The organism is Streptomyces sp. NPDC048671, from assembly GCF_055587045.1.
Genome location: NZ_JBVJHB010000001.1, coordinates 671258 through 693036 on the forward strand (window position 1 = coordinate 671258; position 21779 = coordinate 693036).

Annotated in this window: 17 protein-coding genes and 1 pseudogene; 9 read left to right on the forward strand and 9 right to left on the reverse strand. The window is 68.0% G+C overall.

Translation table 11 applies throughout. The features are described from left to right. Positions 1–20: 20 nt before the first annotated feature. Both ACZ6S6_RS03085 and ACZ6S6_RS03090 read left to right on the forward strand, forming a co-directional pair. On the forward strand, positions 21–512 hold the full coding sequence (locus tag ACZ6S6_RS03085) for a MarR family winged helix-turn-helix transcriptional regulator (protein ID WP_469703468.1): 492 nt from the start codon (positions 21–23) through the stop codon (positions 510–512). 1438 nt (positions 513–1950) lie between these two features. Further along, positions 1951–2331 (forward strand): tautomerase family protein, encoded by a 381-nt coding sequence (locus ACZ6S6_RS03090; protein ID WP_362956949.1) that lies wholly within the window; start codon positions 1951–1953, stop codon positions 2329–2331. 196 nt (positions 2332–2527) lie between these two features. Here the strand turns inward: ACZ6S6_RS03090 and ACZ6S6_RS03095 are convergent, their stop codons facing one another. Further along, on the reverse strand, positions 2528–3229 hold the full coding sequence (locus ACZ6S6_RS03095) for an SMI1/KNR4 family protein (protein WP_469703471.1): 702 nt from the start codon (positions 3227–3229) through the stop codon (positions 2528–2530). Between the two features lie 199 nt (positions 3230–3428). Here ACZ6S6_RS03095 and ACZ6S6_RS03100 point away from each other — a divergent pair, with 199 nt between their 5' ends. Further along, on the forward strand, positions 3429–3848 hold the full coding sequence (locus ACZ6S6_RS03100; protein WP_469703473.1) for a VOC family protein: 420 nt from the start codon (positions 3429–3431) through the stop codon (positions 3846–3848). 34 nt (positions 3849–3882) lie between these two features. Here the strand turns inward: ACZ6S6_RS03100 and ACZ6S6_RS03105 are convergent, their stop codons facing one another. Beyond that, complete coding sequence (locus ACZ6S6_RS03105; protein ID WP_362956940.1) at positions 3883–4368, reverse strand: hypothetical protein; 486 nt, start codon at positions 4366–4368, stop codon at positions 3883–3885. A 557-nt stretch (positions 4369–4925) separates the two neighbouring features. On the opposite strand from ACZ6S6_RS03105, the gene ACZ6S6_RS03110 reads away from it, so the two are divergent. Further along, complete coding sequence (locus ACZ6S6_RS03110; protein ID WP_362956937.1) at positions 4926–6080, forward strand: N(5)-(carboxyethyl)ornithine synthase; 1155 nt, start codon at positions 4926–4928, stop codon at positions 6078–6080. Positions 6081–6196: 116 nt separating this feature from the next. Further along, positions 6197–6829, forward strand: a complete 633-nt coding sequence (locus ACZ6S6_RS03115; RefSeq protein ID WP_362957232.1) for a response regulator transcription factor — start codon at positions 6197–6199, stop codon at positions 6827–6829. Between the two features lie 24 nt (positions 6830–6853). Here ACZ6S6_RS03115 and ACZ6S6_RS03120 read toward each other — a convergent pair whose 3' ends face one another. The 3 genes from ACZ6S6_RS03120 to ACZ6S6_RS03130 all read right to left on the reverse strand — a co-directional run bounded on the left by ACZ6S6_RS03120 (position 6854) and on the right by ACZ6S6_RS03130 (position 11829). Further along, positions 6854–8275 carry an MFS transporter gene (locus ACZ6S6_RS03120; protein ID WP_469703476.1) on the reverse strand — a complete coding sequence of 474 codons (1422 nt, stop codon included), beginning with the start codon at positions 8273–8275 and terminating at the stop codon, positions 6854–6856. A 114-nt stretch (positions 8276–8389) separates the two neighbouring features. Then, positions 8390–9616: a lipid-transfer protein gene (locus ACZ6S6_RS03125; protein ID WP_469703479.1), complete on the reverse strand. Its 1227-nt coding sequence runs from the start codon at positions 9614–9616 to the stop codon at positions 8390–8392. 32 nt (positions 9617–9648) lie between these two features. Next, on the reverse strand, positions 9649–11829 hold the full coding sequence (locus tag ACZ6S6_RS03130) for an acyl-CoA dehydrogenase (protein ID WP_469703481.1): 2181 nt from the start codon (positions 11827–11829) through the stop codon (positions 9649–9651). A 258-nt stretch (positions 11830–12087) separates the two neighbouring features. Between ACZ6S6_RS03130 and ACZ6S6_RS03135 the strand changes: the two genes are divergently transcribed. The 3 genes from ACZ6S6_RS03135 to ACZ6S6_RS03145 are packed head-to-tail and all read left to right on the forward strand — an operon-like array spanning position 12088 to position 15928. After that, a complete protein-coding gene (locus ACZ6S6_RS03135) occupies positions 12088–12828 on the forward strand; it encodes a TnsA-like heteromeric transposase endonuclease subunit (protein WP_469703852.1) in 741 nt (246 codons plus the stop codon). Beyond that, positions 12828–14843 (forward strand): Mu transposase C-terminal domain-containing protein, encoded by a 2016-nt coding sequence (locus ACZ6S6_RS03140; RefSeq protein ID WP_469703484.1) that lies wholly within the window; start codon positions 12828–12830, stop codon positions 14841–14843. The genes ACZ6S6_RS03135 and ACZ6S6_RS03140 overlap by 1 nt, the downstream gene beginning before the upstream one ends. After that, entirely contained in the window at positions 14834–15928 is a 1095-nt protein-coding gene (locus tag ACZ6S6_RS03145; RefSeq protein ID WP_469703486.1) for a TniB family NTP-binding protein, read from the forward strand. The genes ACZ6S6_RS03140 and ACZ6S6_RS03145 overlap by 10 nt, the downstream gene beginning before the upstream one ends. A gap of 1166 nt (positions 15929–17094) precedes the next feature. On the opposite strand, the gene ACZ6S6_RS03150 is transcribed toward ACZ6S6_RS03145, so the two are convergent. The 3 genes and pseudogenes from ACZ6S6_RS03150 to ACZ6S6_RS03160 all read right to left on the reverse strand — a co-directional run. Further along, on the reverse strand, positions 17095–17967 hold the full coding sequence (locus ACZ6S6_RS03150; RefSeq protein ID WP_364494492.1) for an SMODS domain-containing nucleotidyltransferase: 873 nt from the start codon (positions 17965–17967) through the stop codon (positions 17095–17097). Positions 17968–17975: 8 nt separating this feature from the next. Beyond that, positions 17976–18518 carry an SLATT domain-containing protein gene (locus tag ACZ6S6_RS03155; protein WP_364494489.1) on the reverse strand — a complete coding sequence of 181 codons (543 nt, stop codon included), beginning with the start codon at positions 18516–18518 and terminating at the stop codon, positions 17976–17978. A 249-nt stretch (positions 18519–18767) separates the two neighbouring features. Further along, positions 18768–18983 (reverse strand): annotated as a pseudogene (locus ACZ6S6_RS03160) (hypothetical protein); the annotation flags it as partial. Positions 18984–19283: 300 nt separating this feature from the next. On the opposite strand from ACZ6S6_RS03160, the gene ACZ6S6_RS03165 reads away from it, so the two are divergent. Further along, entirely contained in the window at positions 19284–21077 is a 1794-nt protein-coding gene (locus ACZ6S6_RS03165; RefSeq protein ID WP_469703489.1) for an MFS transporter, read from the forward strand. On the opposite strand, the gene pepE is transcribed toward ACZ6S6_RS03165, so the two are convergent. Next, positions 21040–21768, reverse strand: a complete 729-nt coding sequence (pepE, locus tag ACZ6S6_RS03170; protein ID WP_362956923.1) for a dipeptidase PepE — start codon at positions 21766–21768, stop codon at positions 21040–21042. The genes ACZ6S6_RS03165 and pepE overlap by 38 nt on opposite strands. Between the last annotated feature and the right edge of the window lie 11 nt (positions 21769–21779).

Sequence of the window (21779 nt, forward strand, 5' to 3'; positions counted from 1 at the left end):
TGGGGAGATAGCGTCGGTTCATGAACTCGCCGACCGATACCGCCACCGATCAGGCACCGGCCGATCCGGCCGCCACCGACGACATGCTGGCCACCCAGCCCGTCGGGTACTGGAGCGGCCTCGCCCATACGGTCGTCACCCGGCATCTGCGTGACGCCATGGCCAGGATCGACGTCACGCAACCGCAGTACTGGGTTTTGAATTGTCTGAACGGCGGGTCCTCGGCGCCGAGCCGCGAGGAACTCGTCACCCAGCTGACGCCCCTCGCGGACGGGCCGGACGAGATGGGGCGGGTCGTCGACCAGCTGATCCACCGTGACTGGCTGCGGATCGACGCCGGGCACCGCCTGCACCTCACTGACGCGGGGGAGGCCGCCAGGGTGCGACTGCGCGAGCTGGTGACCGAACTGCGCGCCGTGGTCCACGCGGGCATCAGCGACGCGGAGTACGTGACCGCGCTCAAGGTCCTGCGCAGGATGGTCGCCAACATCGAGGGCGCCGGGGACTCCTGACGGGCCCGGGGCGCGTACGACTCGGGTGTTGGCAGCGCCGTAGGGCAGGGCTTTGCCGTCTGGGCCCCGGTCCCGGAAGGAAGCGGGATTCGTCATGGCGTGACGATCAGGCGGCCGAGCCCGCCCCCATGTCACCGCATTCAAGCGCGCAGCCGGGCAGCAGGGGATTGGCTCCTCAAGGGCACCCGGACCACCCAGGAATCGCCCGGTCAGGCACGCCTGTGGTGGGTCACGGGAACCCTGGGTCCGCCGGTCAGCCTGCCGGCGGCTTCGAGACGCCCGGCTGAGGAGTCACCCTCGGCTTGGAAACCCCTGGCTGAGGAGTCACCCTCGGCTTGGAAACGCCCGGCTGAGGAGTCACCCTCGACTTCGAAACGCCCGGATAGGGAGTCACCGCCGGCTTCGAAACGCCCGGCCGAGGATCCTTCGGCGGATCCGAAACGCCCGGATGAGGAGTCACCCCCGGCTTCGAAACGCCCGGCCAAGGAGTCTCCCCCGGCTTCGAGACACCCGGCAGAGGCAGCTCAGCCGGCGCCGAAATACCGGGCTGAGCACCTCCCGTCGGCTTCGGGATGCTCGCCTTGCTTCCCCCGTGGTTCACCAGTTCATCCGACGGGTCTCCGCTGCCGCCGCCGCTCGACCCGCAGCTGGAGCCGGCGATGGCGCAGACTTGCGACTCGATGCGCCCGGCGATACTGCCACCGACTCCGCTCATGGTCAGGGCCAGCACGATCACGGCGACAACAGTGACCAACCCCAGATACTCCACAGCCGTCTGTCCCCGGTCGCGCAGTAACTTCCGCCGCGCCTCACCTGGTGCGGGAGCGGGTATCTCGTGCGGTGGCGCTTCGGACTCGGTTCCGGACAAGTGAAACACCCAGCAATCCCTGTAGGAGAGCGCGGCCATCCTGATACCGCGCTCATACTGTTACCGTCACTCGCCTGGAGTGCGCCCAGTATACGTAGTACTTAATGGGTCCCGCCCCAACGGTAGGACTCAGGGACCGAGTTCAGGCTCTCCGGGCCCCAGCGCGAGCCGACAGTGCCGCCGCGCGGCCGGACGTCGAGCCAGGGTCGTACACGGTCGCCACATCACGCAGCCCGCTCAGCCCAACACCTCAGCGGCAGCGGCGGGTTGCCTCGCTCCACCCCCGATCGTTGGCAGCGGTTCCTGCGCCTGCATGGCCGGGTTCTTGAGGACTTCAACTGCTCGCCGTCAGCGGGATCACTCATCAATGAGCCCTATTCATCCTGCGTTCGGGCCGGCCAGGCGGGTGCGCAACGAAGCCGGAGCTATCGCAGCCTGACCGCCCACACGATGACGAGCAGGGCAATCCTGTGCGCCTGTGCCCTTGGTGCAGGGAACAGCCAGCCGCTGTACCTACTGGTATGTACAGTAAGTGGATAGCTTCGCAGACCGATCTTGGAGGCACGCGCCATGCCGCTCGTCCGCATCGACGCCATGCACTGCGACAAAGCGCGGCTGAAGGCTCTGGGACGGGCCGTCCATGAGGCGCTCGGAGAGACGATGGGCTTCCCTGACGAGGATCGCTTTCAGATCCTGACCGGCCATGACGGACAGCAGGGGCTGCTGCGTCACGGCACCTATCTCGGCGTACCCCGCGATGACGGCATCGTGTACGTGGCCATCACCTTGCGCGCGGGCCGTCCAGACGGGCAGAAGCAGGCGTTGTATCAGCGCATCTCCGAACTCGCCGAGGAATACGCGGGCGTTGAGCCACGCAACATGTTCATCGCACTGACGGAGAACTCAAATGCGGACTGGTCGCTGGGCAATGGCGATGCCCAGTACCTGTAACGAAAGCACGGCATCGCGAACGCATCCCGTCATGGCCCAGCCGTTCTCGGGGGCTGCTCGGCTCCGCGCTCTGGTCGGTGCCCCGTGATGGTGTTCGCTGCGCCCGGTGCGACCCTCTCGCCCTCGTGCGACTATGCGCGCAGCCAGCACCGGCCCCCACCAGCACGAACGCGGCTTGCGGCCAGAGCACTGAGGCTCACGAGCCGAACCAGCGCAGCCAGATGGGCACGTCCGTCCCCGCATGCCAGCGGTCGCTTGCCGCGCGACGCAGTTCCCGGGTTGTCAGCGACTCCTCGCGGGTGAGCCAGTCCAGGTACCACTCGCTGAAGGTGGCGGGCTGTCCGTCGTCGTTCAAGAGCGGGTTGAGGCGATCGCAGGTTGCGCGTCCGTCGAACCACATGGCGCCACGCATGGGTCCGCTGACCACGAGGAGGGTGTAGAAGCCGCAACCGTCATCGCAGAGAGGGACGGCCCCGGAAGTCCGCGCGTCCTCGGCGGCATCGGCCGTCTCCAGCCACGCGTCGTGATCGGCTCGGTAGGCCGCAGCAGAGGCGTAATCCCCCTCCTGGGGTTCGGCCGGCCAAAGGTCTTCGCTCGCTGCGAGAGCGGTGTCGTGGTCCGGGAACGGAACACGCAGGTTCGCACGGTCCGCAGGCTGGTCGCCGTCCCAGCGCCAGCCACGCTTATCGACCTGAAGCGTGCGAACCCGCCCGCCGGCACTGACGCGCAGCAGGTACTGGCGATAGTCGTCAGGGAACACCACACCGAACTGTTCCTCGGCCTGGCGCACCTGAGCCTCACTGAGAACCGGCGGGAGAGCGGCACTGGCCTTCGATCCCTGCCGTGCGTAGAGAGCGATTGTCCGCTCCCGGGCACCGCTCCAGTTCACAGTCTGCATGCCCGGCAAGATAGCCCGTCGGCCAAGGACCATTCAGGCGGCCCTTGTCGGATGCACCGAGTTGCAACCCGGGTACCCCCGCAGTTGACCTCCCATCTCCTGGCGGCAAGGAAATGACCGGGAAGGCCAAGATCACGATCTACGGCTGGAGTACTAGAAACGGACTTAACGACCTCTCGGGTTCAGTACGGTAAGGCGTATGACTACACAGCTGCGACGCGTGACCTTCTTGTGTACGGATCCGGAGGCGTTGGCTCGGTTCTGGAGCTCCGTGCTTCACAAGCCGGTGATCGACGGCAGTCATGGGCTCCATCTGCAGCTGGTTGATGGCAACGAGCCTCAGTCCCTGTATTTCAAACCCGCTGCCCACGGTGAGCGGCCGGGGGCGACGATGCGTCTGGGGGTTGGAGCTGTGTGCGGAACATTGGAGGAGGAAGTCCTCAGGCTCACCGCGTTGGGGGCTGTACGCCTTGCGGAATCTCAGGATCCATTTGATCTGTCCTGTGTGACGATGGCGGATCCGGAGGGTAACGAATTCGCCGTTGAGGTGAGTGAAGAGGAATTGCTCGACGAGGAGCTGAATCCTCGGCCGAAGAGCGAAGGGCGACTCGCACCCTGAGGCGCGGGCCGCCCTCCTTGTCGGTCGTGTTCAGTCAGCAGTTCGTAGCCATTGTTGAACTGCCAACGACTTTTGTGCCGTACTTTCCCTTGTACTCGATCTGCAGGGACGACACAGTTTTATACGTGTGCTTCTGGACCCTCTGGGGACACTTGTACGGAACGCTGAGAGTCTTGACCTTGCAGGTCTTCCAGCCCGTACTTTTACTGGCAATGACGCCGTACAGTCCGTTCGACAGCTTCTTCTCCAGGGTGACATCGAGCTTGCACGCATCCGGTTTCGGAGTCGTACAGCTCTTGATCTTCCCCTGTGCATACAAAGGACCGCCGGCGGTGACATAAAGCGGCTTCATCGACTCGAAGAGGCAGCCGACAACGATCGCAGACGCCTTGGCCGTGGCGTCGGCGGTGATGGAGGATGTGACTTCCCGGCCATCAGATGCGGCATGGGAAGTTCCGGTTCCAGCGAAGAGAACCAGAACACCGACTGCCGCCGTGGACAGGGCAGCATGGAAACGCATTTATTGACCCCCCATTCATGCCGCATGGGTTCTCGAACCGTACGTTCGAGGCTGCGGCGAATTCGACGTTAGGCGGTTGCTCCTTTTGTGATCCGTGCGGACGTTCCAATTGTCGCGAAGGCGCCCATCGGGGTCCGTAATCGTAACCTTGCGCACATGGAATATTGGTGATACTGATCCCGACTCGATCTGCGCAGCGGCCCTCCCAGGGCGGCTCCGTCGTGCACACCGCGGCCATGGAGGGCCTCAAGCTCAACCGCCCCGAGCACTGCCAGGGCCCATCCGGTCAGCACGGGAGGGCGCAGAACCGTTCTCCTCAGAAAACGCAGGGCCCTCGTCGGCCCGAGCCCGCGCTGAACGTGACCGTGCCGTGACTGCGTGGGGCCATCTGCGGCCGCCGGTGGCGCGGGCGGCAGCCCGCTCCGGCGTTCCCCCGCCTGTCGGCCGAAAGGCCTGGGGTGGGCGCCCATCAGGGCGCCCGGTCCCGGGAAGGAACACCGCCGACCACGTCCGCGCGCCTCGGGGGGTGTTATACAGGTAGCAAACAGAGGGGTACCTTGCAGCAGCTCAAGCTCGGAATCATGTCGCAGACTCGCAAAGAGAACGAGCACCGTCTGCCGATCCACCCAGCACACTTCGATCGCATCGACGCCGACCTCCGGTCCAGCATCTATCTGCAGACCGGTTACGGAGAGCACTTCGGTGTTCCGGATCATCAGCTCGCACCGCAGGTCGCCGGTTTCCGCTCACGCGAGGAACTGATCGCGGAGTGTGACGTCATCCTGCTGGCCAAGCCGTTGCACGAGGATCTGGCGGAGCTGCGGGACGGGCAGGTGCTGTGGGGGTGGCCGCACTGCGTGCAGGACGAGAAGGTCACGCAGGCAGCCATCGACCGCAGGCTCACGGTGATCGCCTTCGAGGCGATGCACCACTGGAACCGGAAGGGCGGATTCGGCCTGCACGTCTTCCACAAGAACAACGAGCTGGCCGGCTACTCGTCGGTACTGCACGCCATGCAGCTGACCGGGTCGACCGGTGACTACGGGCGTCGGCGGCGTGCGGCGGTGATCGGCTTCGGTGCCACCGCCCGCGGCGCGGTGACCGCGCTCAGCGCGCTGGGCGTGCACGACGTGGACGTGCTGACCGCCCGCGGCACCACCGCCGTCAGCTCGCCGATCCACTCGGCCCGGATCGTGCGCTTCGACCACGACGTGGCCGACGACACCCTCGACCCGCGGCGCAGCATCGCGCTCACCGAGGACGGTCCGGAGCCGCTGGCCGAGTTCCTCGCCGGGCACGACATCATCGTCAACTGCGTGCTCCAGGACACCGCGGCGCCGCTGATGTTCCTGATACAGGAGGATCTGCCGAAGCTCGCGCCCGGCACCCTCGTCATCGACGTCTCCTGCGATGAGGGCATGGGTTTCGCCTGGGCCCGGCCCACCACCTTCAGCGATCCGATGTTCACCGTCGGCGAGAACGTCCACTACTACGCCGTGGACCACAGCCCCTCCTACCTGTGGGACGCGGCCACCTGGGAGAACAGTGAGGCGCTGATCCCGTTCCTGCGGCCGGTCCTCGAAGGGCCGTCCGGCTGGGACGGTGACCGCACCATCGGCCGGGCGATCGAGATCCGCGACGGCGCCGTCCAGAACCCCGCGGTTCTGGCCTTCCAGAACCGCGCCGAGCAGTACCCGCACGCGCTGCTCTGACCCGGCGCCACCCGGTCGACGGCGGACCCATGCCGGGTACCCCGTCGACCGGCCGCCCCGGCCGGGATGACGCGCCCCGACGCCCCGACCGCCATACCCTGTCCCCCGTGAACGAGATGCCGCAGGATCACCGGCCGACCAAGTCCGTACGAGTGCTGCTCGCCGAGGACCAGGGGATGATGCGGGGCGCGCTCGCCCTGTTGCTCGGTCTTGAGGCGGACATCGAGGTGGTGGCCCAGGTGGGGGCCGGGGACGAGATCGTGGCGGCGGCCGTCGCGACGCGGCCCGATGTGGCGTTGCTGGACATCGAGCTGCCGGGGCGCAGCGGTCTGGACGCGGCCGCCGATCTGCGGGACGAGGTGCCGGACTGCCGGGTGCTGATCCTCACCACGTTCGGGCGGCCCGGCTATCTGCGGCGTGCGATGGAGGCCGGGGCGGCGGGGTTCCTGGTGAAGGACGGGCCCGTCGAGGAGCTCGCGGTGGCGATCCGGCGGGTGCTGACCGGGGAGACCGTCATCGATCCCGCGCTGGCCGCCGCCGCGCTGAGTGCGGGGCCGAGTCCGCTGACCGCGCGGGAGCGCGATGTGCTGATGGCCTCGGTGGACGGGGCGACGGTCGCGGACATCGCGGTGAAGGTTCATCTGTCGGAGTCGACCGTGCGCAACTATCTGTCGTCCGCGATCGGCAAGACCTCCACCCGTAACCGGATGGAGGCGGTCCGGGCCGCGCGGCAGCAGGGGTGGCTCTGAGGCCCGGCCCCCCGGGTGGCGGCCTCAGCGCTGTACGGAGCGGTGGCGCGGCAGCCAGAGGATCATCAGCAGCAGGCCGGCCAACAGCACCGAGCCCGACGTCCGGAAGGCCAGGGCGTAGCCGGCCGTGAGGTCCTCCGGGCCCGTCCCGCCGGCCGTGCGGGCCGCGGCGACGGTGGAGAGCACGGCCAGGCCGAGTGCGCCGCCCATCGTGCGGGAGGTGTTGACGATTCCGGAGACCAGGCCGGACTCGCCGGGGGCCGCGCCCGAGGTGGCCAGGGAGGCGAGCGGGGTGGACGCGAGGCCGGCGCCCGCCATCATCAGTACGCCGGGCAGGCAGACCGCGGTGAGGTAGGAGCCGTCGGCCGTCATCGTGGACTGCCAGCCGAAGCCCGCGGCGGCGACCACCGTGCCGACGAGCGCCAGGTTCTTCGCTCCGACCCGGGCCATCAGCCGAGGGGCGCACTTGGAGCCGACGACGATGGCCACCGAGGTGGGCATCAGGGCGAGTCCGGCCTCCAGCGCGGTGTAGCCCAGCACGTTCTGCGCGTACACGGTCATGAAGTACCACATGGAGAACGTCGCCGAGCCGAGCACGAGCATCGCCACGTTCGCTGATGCCACCGCCCGCGCGCCGAGCACCCTCAGTGGCATCAGCGGTTTCGCCGTACGGGCTTCCACCAGGACGAACAGGGCGAGCAGCATCAGTCCGCCCAGCAGCGGGACGAGGGTGGCGGCCGCGGTCCAGCCGGACTCCTCGGTCTGGACGATGCCGTAGGCGACGGAGGCGAGGCCCGCCGTGACGAGCAGCGCGCCGGTGAAGTCGATACGGCTCCGCTCGCCCGTCCGGCCCTCCGCGAGCCAGATCGCGGCGCCGGTGAGGACGAGGACGCCGACCGGCACGTTGATCAGCAGGACCCACCGCCAGGAGAGGGCGTCGGTGAGCGCCCCGCCGATGAGGCCGCCGGTCGCGCCGCCGCCCGCGCCGACCGCCATCCAGGTGCCTATGGCCTTCGTCCTGGCGGGTCCCTCGGGGACGGCCGCGGTGAGCAGGGTGAGGGTCGCGGGGGCGAGCACGGCGGCGCCGAGCCCCTGTGCGGCGCGGGCGGCGAGCAGCTGCCAGCCCTCCTGGGCGAGTCCGCCGGCCAGGGAGGCGGCGGTGAACAGGCCGAGGCCGACCAGGAACATCCGCTTGCGGCCGTAGATGTCGGCGGCCCGCCCGCCGAGCAGCATGAATCCGGCGAACGCGATCGAGTAGGCGTTGAGCACCCATTGGAGTCCGGCGGTGCTCAGCCCCAGGTCGGTGCGCATGGACGGGAGGGCCACGTTGACGACGGACACGTCGAGGACGACGAGGAACTGGCCGACACAGGCGGCGAGCACCACCGCCCACGTGCGGGTACGGGTCCGGGCGGTACGGCGTGTGGGCGTCGAGACGTCAACCATGGCGTCATACTCGCAGCCGCCCAGCACCCCGTACATCGGTTTCCGGACCGTACCGGCCTCGGACCAGCGGTGTAGGACCGGCGCCCCACCGGGCCCCCGATGACCCGCCCGTCCTCAGCGGCGCAGAAGTGTCACCACGGCCGCGCCGCCGAGCCCGATGTTGTGGGCGAGTCCGGTGCGGGCGCCGGGCACCTGGCGGGCGCCGGCCTCGTCCCTGAGCTGCCAGGTGAGTTCGGCGGCCTGGGCGATTCCGGTGGCGCCGAGCGGGTGCCCCTTGGAGATCAGGCCGCCCGACGGGTTGACCACCCAGCGGCCGCCGTGGGTGGTGGCGCCGGACTCGACGAGCGCCCCGGACTCGCCCTCGCCGCACAGCCCGAGCGCCTCGTAGGTGAGGAGTTCGTTGATGGAGAAGCAGTCGTGGAGTTCGATGACGTCGAGGTCGTCGGCCGACAGCCCCGAGGCGGCGTACACCTGTTGGGCGGCGGCCCGCGACATGGGCAGTCCGACCGCGTCGATGCAGGTCCCGGAGGCGAAGGAGTCCCCGGTGTCGGTCGTCATGGCCTGGGCGGCGATCTCGACGGCCCGGTCGCCGAGCCCGTGCTCCTCGACGAAGCGCTCGGAGACGACGACGGCCGCGGCCGCGCCGTCGGAGGTCGGTGAGCACTGGAGCCGGGTCAGGGGCTGGTGGATCGCTTTGGCGGCGAGGACCTCGTCGACCGTGTACGGGGCCTGGAACTGGGCGTACGGATTGCCCGTCGAGTGGCGGTGGTTCTTGGCCGCGACGGCGGCGAGCTGCGCCTCGGTCGTGCCGTACTTCTTCATGTGCTCGCGGGCCGCGTTGCCGAAGATCTGGGCGGTGGGCGGGGTCATCTCGAAGCCGTGTCCCGCTGCCATGATCCCGTAGTGGCGGGCGACCGGGGACGTCTTGAAATCACCCGCTCCGCCGTCGGACCCGCCGCCGCCGAGCGATCCGCGCGCCATCTTCTCGAAGCCGAGCGCGAGGACGCAGTCGCTGCCGCCGCCCTCGACGAACTGCCGGGCCATCATCAGCGCGGTGGAGCCGGTGGCGCAGTTGTTGTTGACGTTGTAGACGGGTATCCCGGTCAGGCCGAGCTCGTACACCGCTCGTTGTCCGGCGGTGGAGGCCTGGAAGCAGTAGCCGACGGCGGCCTGCTGGACGTCCTCGTACGCGACACCGGCGTCGGTGAGCGCCGCCGTGCCGGCTTCCTTCGCCATGTCCCAGTACTGCCAGTCGCGGGTCTCGGGCTTCTCGAACTTCGTCATCCCGACGCCGACGATGTACGCCTTCGCGGCCTTCGCTGTCATGGCCTTCGCTGTCATGGTGTGTCCTTTCGGAGGGGCGGTGGGCCCTCTCAGTCCCTCGGCAGGCCGAGGATGCGCTCGGCGACGACATTGAGCTGGACCTGTGTGGTGCCGCCCGCGATGGTCAGGCAGCGGGACATCAGGAATCCGTGCACGGCCCTCTCGCCCGCCCCCTCGGCCACCGCGCCCGCGGGGCCGAGGAGTTCGAGGGCGAGTTCGGCGACCTTCTGCTGGTGGGCGGTCTGGATGAGTTTGCGTACCGAGGCGCCCGCTCCCGGTTCGAGGCCGGAGACCTGTTGCAGCGTGGTGCGCAGCCCGATGCAGGCCAGCGCGTGGGCCTCGGCGGCGAGTGCTCCGATCCGGGCCCGGCAGGCGCCGTCGAGTCCGGCGGAGCGGTCGATCAGGGCTTCGAGGCCGGTGTCGAAGGTCATCTGGTCGGCCATGTGGACGCGTTCGTTGCCCAGGGTGTTGCGGGCGACCTGCCAGCCGCCGCCGGCCTCGCCGACCAGGGCGTCGGCGGGCAGGATCACGTCGTCGAAGTACACCTCATTGAAGAGGGAGTCCCCGGTGATCTCCTTCAGCGGGCGGATGTCGATGCCCTCGGTGTTCTTCATGTCGACGAGGAAGTAGCCGAGGCCCTGGTGCTTGGGGGCGTCCGGGTCGGTCCTGGCGAGCAGGATGCCGTGGTCGGCCCACTGGGCGGCGCTCGTCCACACCTTCTGGCCGTTGATCCGCCAGCCCTCGGGGGTGCGTTCGGCCCGGGTGCGCAGCGAGGCGAGGTCGGAGCCGGCGCCGGGTTCGGAGAACAGCTGGCACCACAGGAGTTCGCCGCGCAGGGTCGGCAGCAGATAGCGGTCCTGCTGCTCGGCCGTCCCGTGTGCGATGAGGGAGGGCACCACCCAGGTGGCGATCTGGAGGTCGCTCAGCTTCACGCCCTGTTCGCGCAACTCCTGTTGTACGGCGAGTTGTTGTACGGGTCCGGCGTCCAGGCCGTAGGGCGCGGGCAGATGCGGGGCGGCGTAGCCGGTGGGTGCGAGGGCGCGGCGGGCGGCCTTCGGGTCCAGGCCCCGGGCGGCGGCGACGGCCTCGCGGGCCGCCGTGCGGTGCGCGGCCGCCTTCGCCGGGAGTTCCAGGGTGAGTTCGCGGCGCGCCCCGGCCGAGGCCAGCCGGACGGCGCGCTGCCGGTGGACGTCCCCCGACCCCAGCAACTGCCGTGCCACCAGGGCCCGGCGCAGGTACAGATGGGCGTCGTGCTCCCAGGTGAAGCCGATTCCGCCGAGGATCTGGATGGCGTCCTTGGCGCAGCTGTACGCGGCGTCCAGGGCAGCCGACGCGGCGAGGGCCGCGGCCATGCCCCGTACCTCGGGTGCCTCGTCGGCCGCGCGGGCGGCGTCCCAGGCGAGCGCGCGGGCCTGTTCGACCCGTACGAGCATGTCCGCGCAGAGGTGTTTGACGCCCTGGAACTGTCCGATGGGGCGGCCGAACTGCTCGCGGACCTTGGCGTGTTCGGTGGCGGTGTCCAGCGAACGGGCGGCGGTGCCGCAGGCCTCGGCGGCGAAGAGGACGGCGGCCAGGTCGCGGACGAGTCCGGAGTCGGTGGGCAGCAGCCGCCCCGCGGGGACCAGGACCCCTTCGGCCCGGACCTCGGCGGTGGTGCGGGTCGGGTCGGCGCCGCGGTGCGGGCGGACGGCCAGTCCCCGCGTGCCGGTGTCGACGGCGAACCAGCGGGTGCCGGTGACCGAGGCGGCGGGGAGCAGCAGCAGGTCGGCCCCGTCGGCGCAGAGCACCGGCGGGAGTTCGCCGTCGAGCAGATGGCCGTCCTCCTGCTCGACGGCGGTGAGGCTGCCGGGGCCGAGGGCGACGGCGCCGATGCGCCGGCCCGCGGCGAGGTCCCGCACCAGGGCGGACGTCTCCGGCGCCGAGGCGTGCAGCACCGCCGAGGCGAGGGCGCTCGTCAGGAAGGGACCGGGGAGTGCGGCCCGGCCCGCCTCTTCGAGGACGACGGCGAGATCGAGCAGTCCGCCGCCTCCGCCTCCGTACTCCTCGGGGAGATGGATGCCGAGCAGGCCCTGTTCCGCCAGCCCGTCCCAGTACTCGGGGCGTGCGCCGGTGGTGGCGGGGGCGTCCGCGTCAAGGATTTTACGAATTTCCCCGGGCGGTACGGTCCGCGCGAGCCACCCCCGTACGGCCTGCGCCAGCTCACTGTGTTCTTCGGTGATTCCGATGCCCATACGGATCCTCGCCGGTCGCAGCCACTGGAACGGCGCAAGAGTAGAACACGTTCCAATCTGACGGAAGGTCAGATGGCTATCTGTTTCCGGCCGGAGGGACAGTCCCGGCCGCTGCCGTGTCCTGTTCGTACCTCGTTTGTCCTGTCTCACTGAACCCTGCGAAGTCCGGGCATAGGTTGCGAGGGATCTTGCGAGGTCCCGCGTTACCTTGCGAGCGGACCTGGCGTTAGGCCATCCGTGGAAGCTGGGTTACGCGTGCTGGCCGGCGGTGCACAGGGGCCGCCCGCCGATGGATTCGAGGTCGGGTACGTCGAGCAAGATGGATCGGAACTACGCCGACCGCTGGCCGATGTGTGGTCAGTACGGTTCGAGGACGTCGCGCCGGTACGCGCGTTCAAGTCGTACAAAGGGCAGCGGCACCTGCCGGGGCTGTGGTGGTCGTCGACGACGGACGGGCACATCGGGTACGAGTCCTGGCTGGAACGTGATCACGTGATGCTGATGGACTTTGACCCGTCCGTGGTGGCGGTGTCGTCACAGCCGTTTTGGCTGTTCTGGATGTCGGGGAACAGCAAGGGTCTCTCGCACGTGCCAGACTTCTTCGCACGGCGGGACGACGGCTCCGCAGTGGTGTTCGACTGCCGCCCTGTGGAACGGCGCCGGCCTCGGGACTGGGAGAAATTCGAGGCGACGCGGGCGGCCTGCGATCAGGTGGGGTGGGAGTTCCGGCTGGTGGGGGCACCGGACGAGATCCTGGTGAGGAATGTGAGGTGGTTGGCTGGCTACCGACATCCGCGCCATCTGGTGGAGCCAATCGCATCCGAACTGCGGAAGGTGTTCGCCGCACCATGCCCATTGATGGACGGCGCCACGCTGACGGGAGATCCCATCGCCGTGCTGCCGGTGCTGTTCCACTTGTTGTGGCTTCACGAACTCTCGGTGGATGTCCAGGTTCCGCTGCACGCCGCGGCAATGGTGTCGCCAGGGACGGTGCAGTGATGGCAGGCGGGAGCGCTTCTGTGCTGCGCCCCGGTGACTGGGTCACCTACGCGGATGGCGACCACCAGGTGGTGGCCTTGGCTGGAACCTCGGTACGGCTGCGCTCTCAGGACGGGGTGGAGTCGGTGGTTCTGGCCTCCTACCTGATGGCCTCCCCCGGCTTCGCGGTCACAGGAACAGAACACCAGGCCGCTGTCGAGCCGTTCGGCCTATTGAACAGCCTTCCGGAGTCTGTGCTGGCAGCCGCGCGGGAGTGGGAACGTCATGTCGTGGAGGTCGAAACCGGGTCGCCGCCGACGACCGATCCAGGGACCAGGCCACGGCCGGAGTACGACCCGGCGGAGCGGAGTCTGGCCGAGCGTGATGCGGCGAAGGCCCACGAGTTGGGGGTCAGTGTCCGTACCGTCCAGAGCAGGCGGGCTCGCTATGCGCGTCAAGGGCTTTGGGGGCTGGTCGATCAGCGCATGGTCCGCGAGTGGGAGACCACGGGCCAAGCGGATGCACGACTGATCGACGTGATCCGCCAGGTGATGGACGACGAGACTGCGGCTTCGACCGGAACCCGCTCGCGGCTGATCCGCCGAGTGATCAAAATGGTGGAGGAGGTGCACGGAACGGGGACGGTGCCGCTGCCCAGCAGGAGCACGTTCTATCGGCTTGTCGACGCGCTTTCCACCGGCCGGCACACCTTCGGCTCTGCCGTCACCCGCCGACAGATGGCCAACCGGCCTGACGGCCCGTTCACTCCGACGTTCGCGGACCGGCCCGGGGAACAGGTACAGATCGACTCCACCCCGGTAGACGTGATGGTGGTGCTCGGTTCCGGTCTGCCTGCGCGCGCTGATCTAACGATCGCTGTCGATGTCGCCACCCGCACAATCTGCGCGGCCGTGCTGCGGCCGATGGGCACGAAGGCGGTGGACGCCTCCCTGTTGCTGGCCCGGATGCTGGTGCCGGAACCGATGCGGCCGGGCTGGTCGAACTCACTTCGGATGGCAGCTTCTCGGATGCCACACCGGCGCTTGCTGGACGTGGATACGCGGATGGAACAGGCCGCCGCAAAACCGGTGATCGTGCCGGACACCGTCGTCATCGACGGCGGGAAGGTATTCATCTCGGAAACCTTCATCCGGGCCTGCAACCGACTCGGGGTCTCAGTCCAAAGAGCACGTCCGCGCACGCCTACGGACAAGGCCATCGTGGAGGCGACTTTCTCCGCGATCAACACCTTGTTCTGCCAGCACGTCGCCGCCTACACCGGCCCCAACGTCTCCCGCCGGGGCGAGCGGGTGGAAGCGCACGCAGCCTGGACAATTCCCGAACTCCAGGAGTTGCTGGACGAGTGGCTTCTCGTCGGGTGGCAGATGAGGCCGCACGACAGCCTCCGCGATCCTTACCGACCCAAAATGGCGATGTCGCCGAACGACAAGTACACGTCTCTGGTCGCAGCCAGCGGCTACCTGCCGCTGGTCTTGCGTGGTGAGGACTACCTGGAACTGCTGCCGGTTGCCTGGCGGGCGGTCAACGACTACGGAATCCGGATCGACCACCGCACCTACGACTGCGCGGACCTGGGACCGTGGCGGCGCCAGCAGTCCGGAATTACTGCGAAGCGTGGTCTCTGGGAAGTGCACTACGACCCCTACGACCTGTCCCAAGTATTCGTACGCACGCTTCACGGATGGATCACCGTCCCCTGGATCCAGCTACCGCTGATCAACGCTCCGTTCGCGGACTTCACCTGGCAGCACGCACGCCGCCTTGCCACCGATGCCGGATTGGACGACACCAACGAAGAAACAGTCGCCCGTCTGCTGGACAAGCTGCTGAGCCGGGCCGAGCACGGCCCCGACAAACGCACAGTCCGCGTGCTCGACCGAACCCGAGCGGCGGTCGCCATCCCCGCACCTGCCGACGAGCCTGAGCCCAACACGCCCCCAACATTCCAGCCGCTCGCCCCGGTGGCACCGTTCGGTGTCTTCGACGCTCACGCAGAGGCCGAAAGGTGGCTCTGAGCATGACTGCCCCGCCAACGACTCCGGTCAAGGAAGAAGCACAGCAAGGGCCACCGCCGGACAGCCCTCTGACAACCAAGGAGGGCTGGCGACGATTCGTCGAACACGAACCGATTCCTCCCATCCTCTTGTCCGCCGATGAACGGGCATCGCTGAGCGAGCGGCAACGGATGCGTGCGGACGACCTGCGCCGCGAATATCACGCCAGCCTCCCACTGGTGAACACCCCGACGATCCGCAAGGTCGTCGCCACTTCCCGCCTGCTGGTGCAGCTCAACCGCCAGCAGATCTCGGCCCGCCGCGGCGTCATCCTCAGCGGCGTTTCGGGCACCGGAAAGACCACAGCTCTGTCGCAGTTAGGGCGGGCCCATGAACTCGCCGTCCGCAAGCGTCATCCGCGCGACCGCAACCGGCTGCCGGTCCTCTACGCAACGGTCCCGCCAGCGGCCACCCCGCGAATGCTCGCGGTGGAGTTCGCCCGGTTCTTCGGCCTGTCATTCCCGGCACGGTCCAACATCACCGACGTCGTCGACGCGGTCTGCGCGACCGCCGCCCACGTTCACGTCGACCTCGTACTGATCGACGAACTACACAACCTCAACCTGGCTAGTCGAACCGGCGCCGAAGCCTCCGACCAACTCAAATACTTCGCCGAGCGGCTGCCCGCCACATTCATCTACGCGGGCATCGACGTCGAGGCTCAGGGACTGTTCGCCGGCACGCGCGGGCGCCAGATCGCCGGCCGCTTCACCGTCATCCCGGCCTCCCCCTTCTCCTACGCCACCAACGAGGACCGCGACACCTGGCAAGCGTTGGTCCAGACCCTGGAGTCCATGCTCCGACTGCACCACCACAAGCCGGGAACCCTCCCCAATCTGAGCAAGTACCTCTTCCACCGCACCGGCGGAATGATCGGCAGCCTCTCCCAGCTCATCCGCGGCGCTTCCGTCCTCGCCATCGAGGACGGAAGTGAACGCATCACCGAAGACCTCCTGAACATCGTCCCGATCGACTACGCCGCCGAGCAGTCCGAGAAGCTCACGTCCCCGGCCAAGACCGCAACCCGACGGAGGCGCGCGTCCTGATGGTCATCCGCCGCCTGCCTGACCCGGTCCCGCCCGTCCGCCACGAGATCACAGGCTCCTACGTCGCCCGGCTGGCACGGATCCACGGCATGGATTTCGGGGCGCTCTGGGATCAGATCTCGCAACCGATCAAGCCCCATAGCAGCGTCCGCCGACTCATCCCAGCACAGCTCGTGATGCTCACGGGGCGCTCTCTCCATCAGCTCGCTGGTGCCCTTCCCGAGCTTCGGACACCGGCACCCGATTGGCATGCCTTTCGGCATGAACCGCAACCCGCCTGCCGCATCTGCACAGGACGCCATCCCGGTGGCCCCGTCCTTCAATTGCTGCCACATCACCGCTACGTCTGTGTCCCACACCAAATCTGGATTGGCCCACCGGACGTCGACCACCTCACCACGTCGCTTACGCAGCTACCTGAGGTCGTGCAAGCACAGCGACGCCACCTACGCCTGCTTCGACGAGTCGGCTGGGCCGTCACCTATGACGCCGTCCTCACGGCGATCCTCATCTGTGGACAGCTCTGGTCCCGTCCTCCTGAGAAATCCTCTGGCGCATGGCATGAATGGGTCCGACGTGCCAACATCCTCATTCCACCGGGAACATCAGAGGCATCTTTTTCAACGGCCAGGCTCTGCGCCGTCGTCTATCCCGAAGCTGTCTCCCTCGCAGCACGACTCGCTTCCCCGTACTGGCGCCTAAAAGCCCAGGGATCTTGGGCTGACCGCACCCAGTTCGACATGGAAGTCGCTCAGATTCTGGCCCACCCCGCCTACCAGCGGGACCGCCTACACGATCCGATCAGCCATTGGGCCGACGTCAATTCCCGCCGCGCGCCGGTCGCCCCGATCCGTCTCTACACGGACAGGAAGCCGACCCGTACCCCACACCTCTACCGACCATCGCTGCATGCAGCCACACATCGCGCTCGACAACGCCATGCCCGAGAGTTCGACCCGACCAACCGAGCGGGCGAAGCACTTGTCATGCACCGCCATGTCGCGTCTGTCTACCGGCGTGCTTGGAACCCCATTCAGGCGTGGACTTATCCAAATCGGCCTCCTCACCCGCACTATCTCGGGGCGTGATGGCATGAACCGGAGCGTCCGCGAGTCGTTCGCCACCTATCCTGCCAAGTGCGCTTGGACGGTAGAAGGGGGCCCTTATTAGCGGGCCGGAAACCTACCGCCAAAGAGAAGATCGAGATAGTAAAAGGCTGTGGCGGGGTCGTTGTTCTTATGAGCATCGAGCGCTTTACGGGCACGCACTGCTCCGGTGCTCAGCTTGGAGAGGGCGGCTGTCCCGTTTGCTGGCGTCGAGTAGGCACTGAACCTTCCGGCGGCGCCTCGGGGATCATTCATTGCTGCGAGTTGGATCTTGTGGAGGTATTCCAACAATCCACAGACATCCCAGACGGCAACGAACGACGACAACGTGGCCACGTACTGCGCCGCCCGCATCTCCAAGTAGAATGAGGAGACAGGTACGTTGTTGTAGTACTTCCATGCCTTAGCCAAGCGAGCCAGCTTCTTCGCGCCTCCAGCGACATGACCCAGCTTGTTGACCTCGTTGACGTAACTCAGGTGTGTTGTGGGGGCGGTGTCCATCCATCCGCTCGCAGCACCCGGGATGTCGTACACGGGTGTCTGTTGGTCTCCACGGATCGTGATGAATCCAGGCAGCACTTCCCATGTCTCGGTTCCCTGCTTGAACTTGACCACGACAGTTGGTCTGCGCACCACCACTTCGGTGTACGGGAAACTCGATTGAAGAGCCGACTTCACCCAACCCAACGCCGTGTCAGAACTGGTGGGTCTAAGACCCTTGATGCTGACGAGTAGGTCCACGTCGCAGTAGCCACGCACCCCGGTTCCATGGCCGAAGGATGAGCCGATCTCGCGGAAGAGGTGGACACCGAGCGCTTGGCTGAGCGAAGTCTCAACACTGGCTCTGTGTTTCGCCGCAGCCTCGCGCTGCGAAGCGAGCGGAACCAGTCGCGTGAGGAAGGTGTCAAATCCTGCGTCTACGGAAAGTGCCATGGGTTTGCCTACTGTCCTGTCGCGGGTGTGCTCTCGTCCACTGCGTATGACTGGCCGCCGGCGTCAATGTTGGCTTTCGCCTTTCGATACGATCGCCGATTCGGCGGTTCGGCCGTCTTGTTCTGCTCATCTCGCCGGGCAGTCAGTTCGGCCAGAGCGTTGCGGGCCTCGTCGAGAGGCCAGGTAGGTAGATCGATCTCCCTCGCCTGACGGGCGGCGGTTTGGATCTCCAGGTACGCGTTCGCCGCTGCTGCAGCTTGGTTCATTCGATGGGACGCGTTCACAGTGGTCAGGATGGCCCCGAAGCCAGCTGACGCAAGAGCCATGACGCCAGCGGCTACACGGCCAGTTGACTCAACCAATGCAGTCGTGCCAGCCACTGCAGCAAGGATGCTGGCGGGCAAGCCCAGGCCAAGGTTGACACCCCGCCACTGCTTTGTCTGCTCGAACTGCATCTGGGCGCTGTACATGGCGCTCTCCTCGAGTCGCCTGAACTCAGCCTCGATCGCCCTTCTGCGCCTGGCGTCGCCGGTCTCACCATCCGTTTCCATGGGCACACGCTAGTCGGAGGGTCTGACAGTCGTAGCCGAACACCTTGAGAGCGATGTTGAGAGGCCTGCCGTAGATGATCAATTCCAAGGGATGCCTGCGGAGGGTGTGGGGTGGGCGGCGGCCGAAGCCACCGCAAGACGGTCAGGCGGCGGGATACTGGCCCCGGTTGTCGAGGTGGCAGTGGGCGGTCAGGCGTCAGGGTCGACTTCGGGGTGCGTGAACCGCACGGGCTTGTGCAGCGACCGGGCCTAGGCGATTTCGGCTCGGGTGCTGTCTCCGATGTAGTCGCCGACTAGGAGCACCTCATCAGCGAGCCGGATCTTCGCCCGGCGCAGATCGTCGAGTCGAACCTTCAGCGCCTCGACCTCGACAGGATCGGACCAAAGTTCGTTCGGCGACTTCATGTCACAGCCCGGTTTGGTCGCCTCATGCACCGCGTATCGAGTTGCCGTGAGCTCCCGGAGAACAACTCAATCTCGCCCGAGCGCCTAGCGCGAGAGCCGCCTCGCATCGGAGTCGACGGGCCGCCGATTATGCAACCTACGTCGAGACAGCCCAGCACTCGCCAGCCCCGCCCAAGATTGCGAAGCGCAGGTCAGCCGACTCACCTCTCGCAATCTTCAGTCGGACAGGACATCGTTCACCGGAATACCTCGGACATGCGGAAGGTTGCACCCTGCACACACTTGGCGGGCAGTGCTGCCCGCAGCACGGCCCGCACGCCTTCCCGTCCCTCCCTCTCCCGCTGCCCGGAGGCCGCACGTATGCCACAGACGACGCACGAACAGCAGTCCGCGGAGCTTCCCTCGCCGCGGACGTCGAAGACGGGCAAGGGGATCGTCCCCGTGCTCGCCTTCGCGGGAATCACCGTGGCGGTGATGCAGACCCTGCTCGTCCCCGTCATCAAGGACCTGCCCGCTCTTCTCGACACCGACCAGTCCAACGCCACCTGGGTGATGACGGCGACGCTGCTCGCCGGAGCCGTCTCCACGCCGATCATGGGGCGGCTCGGCGACCTCAACGGCAAACGGAAGATGCTGCTGGCCAGCCTCGCCGTCATGGTGGTCGGCTCCCTCATATGCGCCTTCACCGATGACCTCGTGATCATGATCGTGGGCCGCGCGCTCCAGGGCTTCGCCATGGGCGCCATCCCGCTGGGCATCGGCATCATGCGCGACGAGCTGCCGCGTGAGAAGCTCGGCTCGGCCATGGCCCTGATGAGCTCCTCGATCGGCGTCGGGGGCGGACTCGCCCTGCCCGCCGCCGCCCTGGTCGCCCAGCACGCCGACTGGCACACCCTCTTCTTCGGCTCGGCCGGCCTCGGCGTGCTCGCCATGGGGCTGACCGTGCTCGCCGTGCCGGAGCCCCCGCTGCGGGCCCCCGGCCGGTTCGACTTCACCGGCGCCCTCGGCCTCTCGGCCGGACTGGTCCTCCTGCTGCTGGCCATCACCAAGGGCAGCGACTGGGGCTGGACCTCCGTCACCACCCTCGGGCTGATCGCCGCGGGCCTGGCGGTGCTGCTGCTGTGGGGCGTGTTCGAGCTGCGCAGCGACGCACCCCTGGTCGACCTGCGGACCACCGCACGCCGCGAGGTACTGCTCACCAACCTCGCCTCGATCATGGTCGGGGTCGCCTTCTACGCCGTCTCGCTGGTCCTGCCGCAGCTGCTCCAGCTGCCGCTGTCCACCGGCTACGGCCTCGGCCAGTCGATGGTGGTCGCCGGGCTCTGCGTGGCGCCGCTGGGCCTGACGATGATGCTCGTCGCCCCGCTGTACGCCCGGCTGTCCGCCCGGTACGGCCCCAAGGTCACGCTGATGCTCGGCATGGCGGTCATCGCCATCGGGTACGGGGCCGGGCTCGGCCTGATGAGCGCCGCCTGGCAGACCGTCGTGATCGCGGTGGTGCTCGGCGCCGGCATCGGGCTCGCCTACTCCTCGCTGCCCGCACTGATCATCGGGGCCGTCGACGCCTCGGAGACGGGCGCGGCCACCGGGCTCAACACCCTGATGCGCTCGATCGGCACCTCGGTGTCCAGCGCGGTGATCGGCATGGTGCTGGCCCACACCTCCGTGCAGATGGGTTCGGTCGCGGTGCCCAGCATGCAGGGGTTCCGCACCTCGTTCATGATCGCTACGGGTGCGGTGCTGGCCGGTCTGGTGCTGGCCGCGTTCCTGCCGTCGCAGCGGGCGGCCGCCGCGCCGGTCCTGCTGGCGAGCAGCGCGGGCGACGCGACGGCCCGGCTGTCCGGCCTCCCGCTCCCGCTCCCCGGCTCCGGCTTCCGCGGCCGGGTCCTCGAAGCCGACGGCACCCCGGTGGCCGGCGCCAACGTCACCCTGATCGACCGGCAGGGCCGGCAGGCCGGGCTCACCACGACGGACGCGGAGGGCCGGTACGCGCTCGCCGCCCCGGCCGGCGGCAGCTTCGTCCTGGCCGGATCGGCCGCCGGATACACGCCGCGCGCCTACCCGGCGGCGCACCCGGCGAGCGGCCGGCCCGCCGAGGCCGATCTGGTGCTGTCCCTCAGCGCACCGGCGCGTCGAACCTCGGTGCGGTCATGAGCAGATGAGAGACGTCCGTCCCCGCCGGGAGCTCCTGCGGCCGCGCGCCGCGGGTGAACAGCCGCGCGGGGCGGGCGCCCTGGACCCGGGCCTGGCGCCCGTTGACCCGCAGCCATGAACCCTCGCGCAGGCCGAGCACCGGGACGTCGTTCTCCTCCAGGAACTCGGTGAGCCGCTCCTCGCGGGTCTCGCCCTTGTGGGTGCTGTCCGGGTCCGGGTCCAGGTAGTGCGGGTTGATCTGGAACGGGACGAGCCCGAGCGTCTCGAAGGACGGCGGCTGCACGATCGGCATGTCGTTGGTGGTGCGCAGGGTGGGCGACGCCATGTTCGTACCCGCACTGGCCCCCATGTACGGCAGCCCGTCGCGCACCGCCTCGATCACGGCGTCGCGCAGCCCGGTCCGGTAGAGCGCGCTCAGCAGCCGGAAGGAGTTGCCGCCGCCGATGAACACGGCGTCGGACGCGGCGAGTTCGGCGACCGGGTCGGCGTTCTCATGGACGCCGCGAACGCTGATGCCGGCCGGCTCCAGGGCGCCCTGGACCCGCGCGGTGTACGTCGTGTAGTCCGCGAGCGCGTACGGCACGAAGGCCAGCCGGGCGCCGGAGGGCAGGAACGCCTCCACCGTTTCGAGGGCGTGTTCCAGGTAACCGCAGCCGTGCTGGGTGGAGTTGGAGAGCAGGAGCAGATTCACGGGGTTCCTCT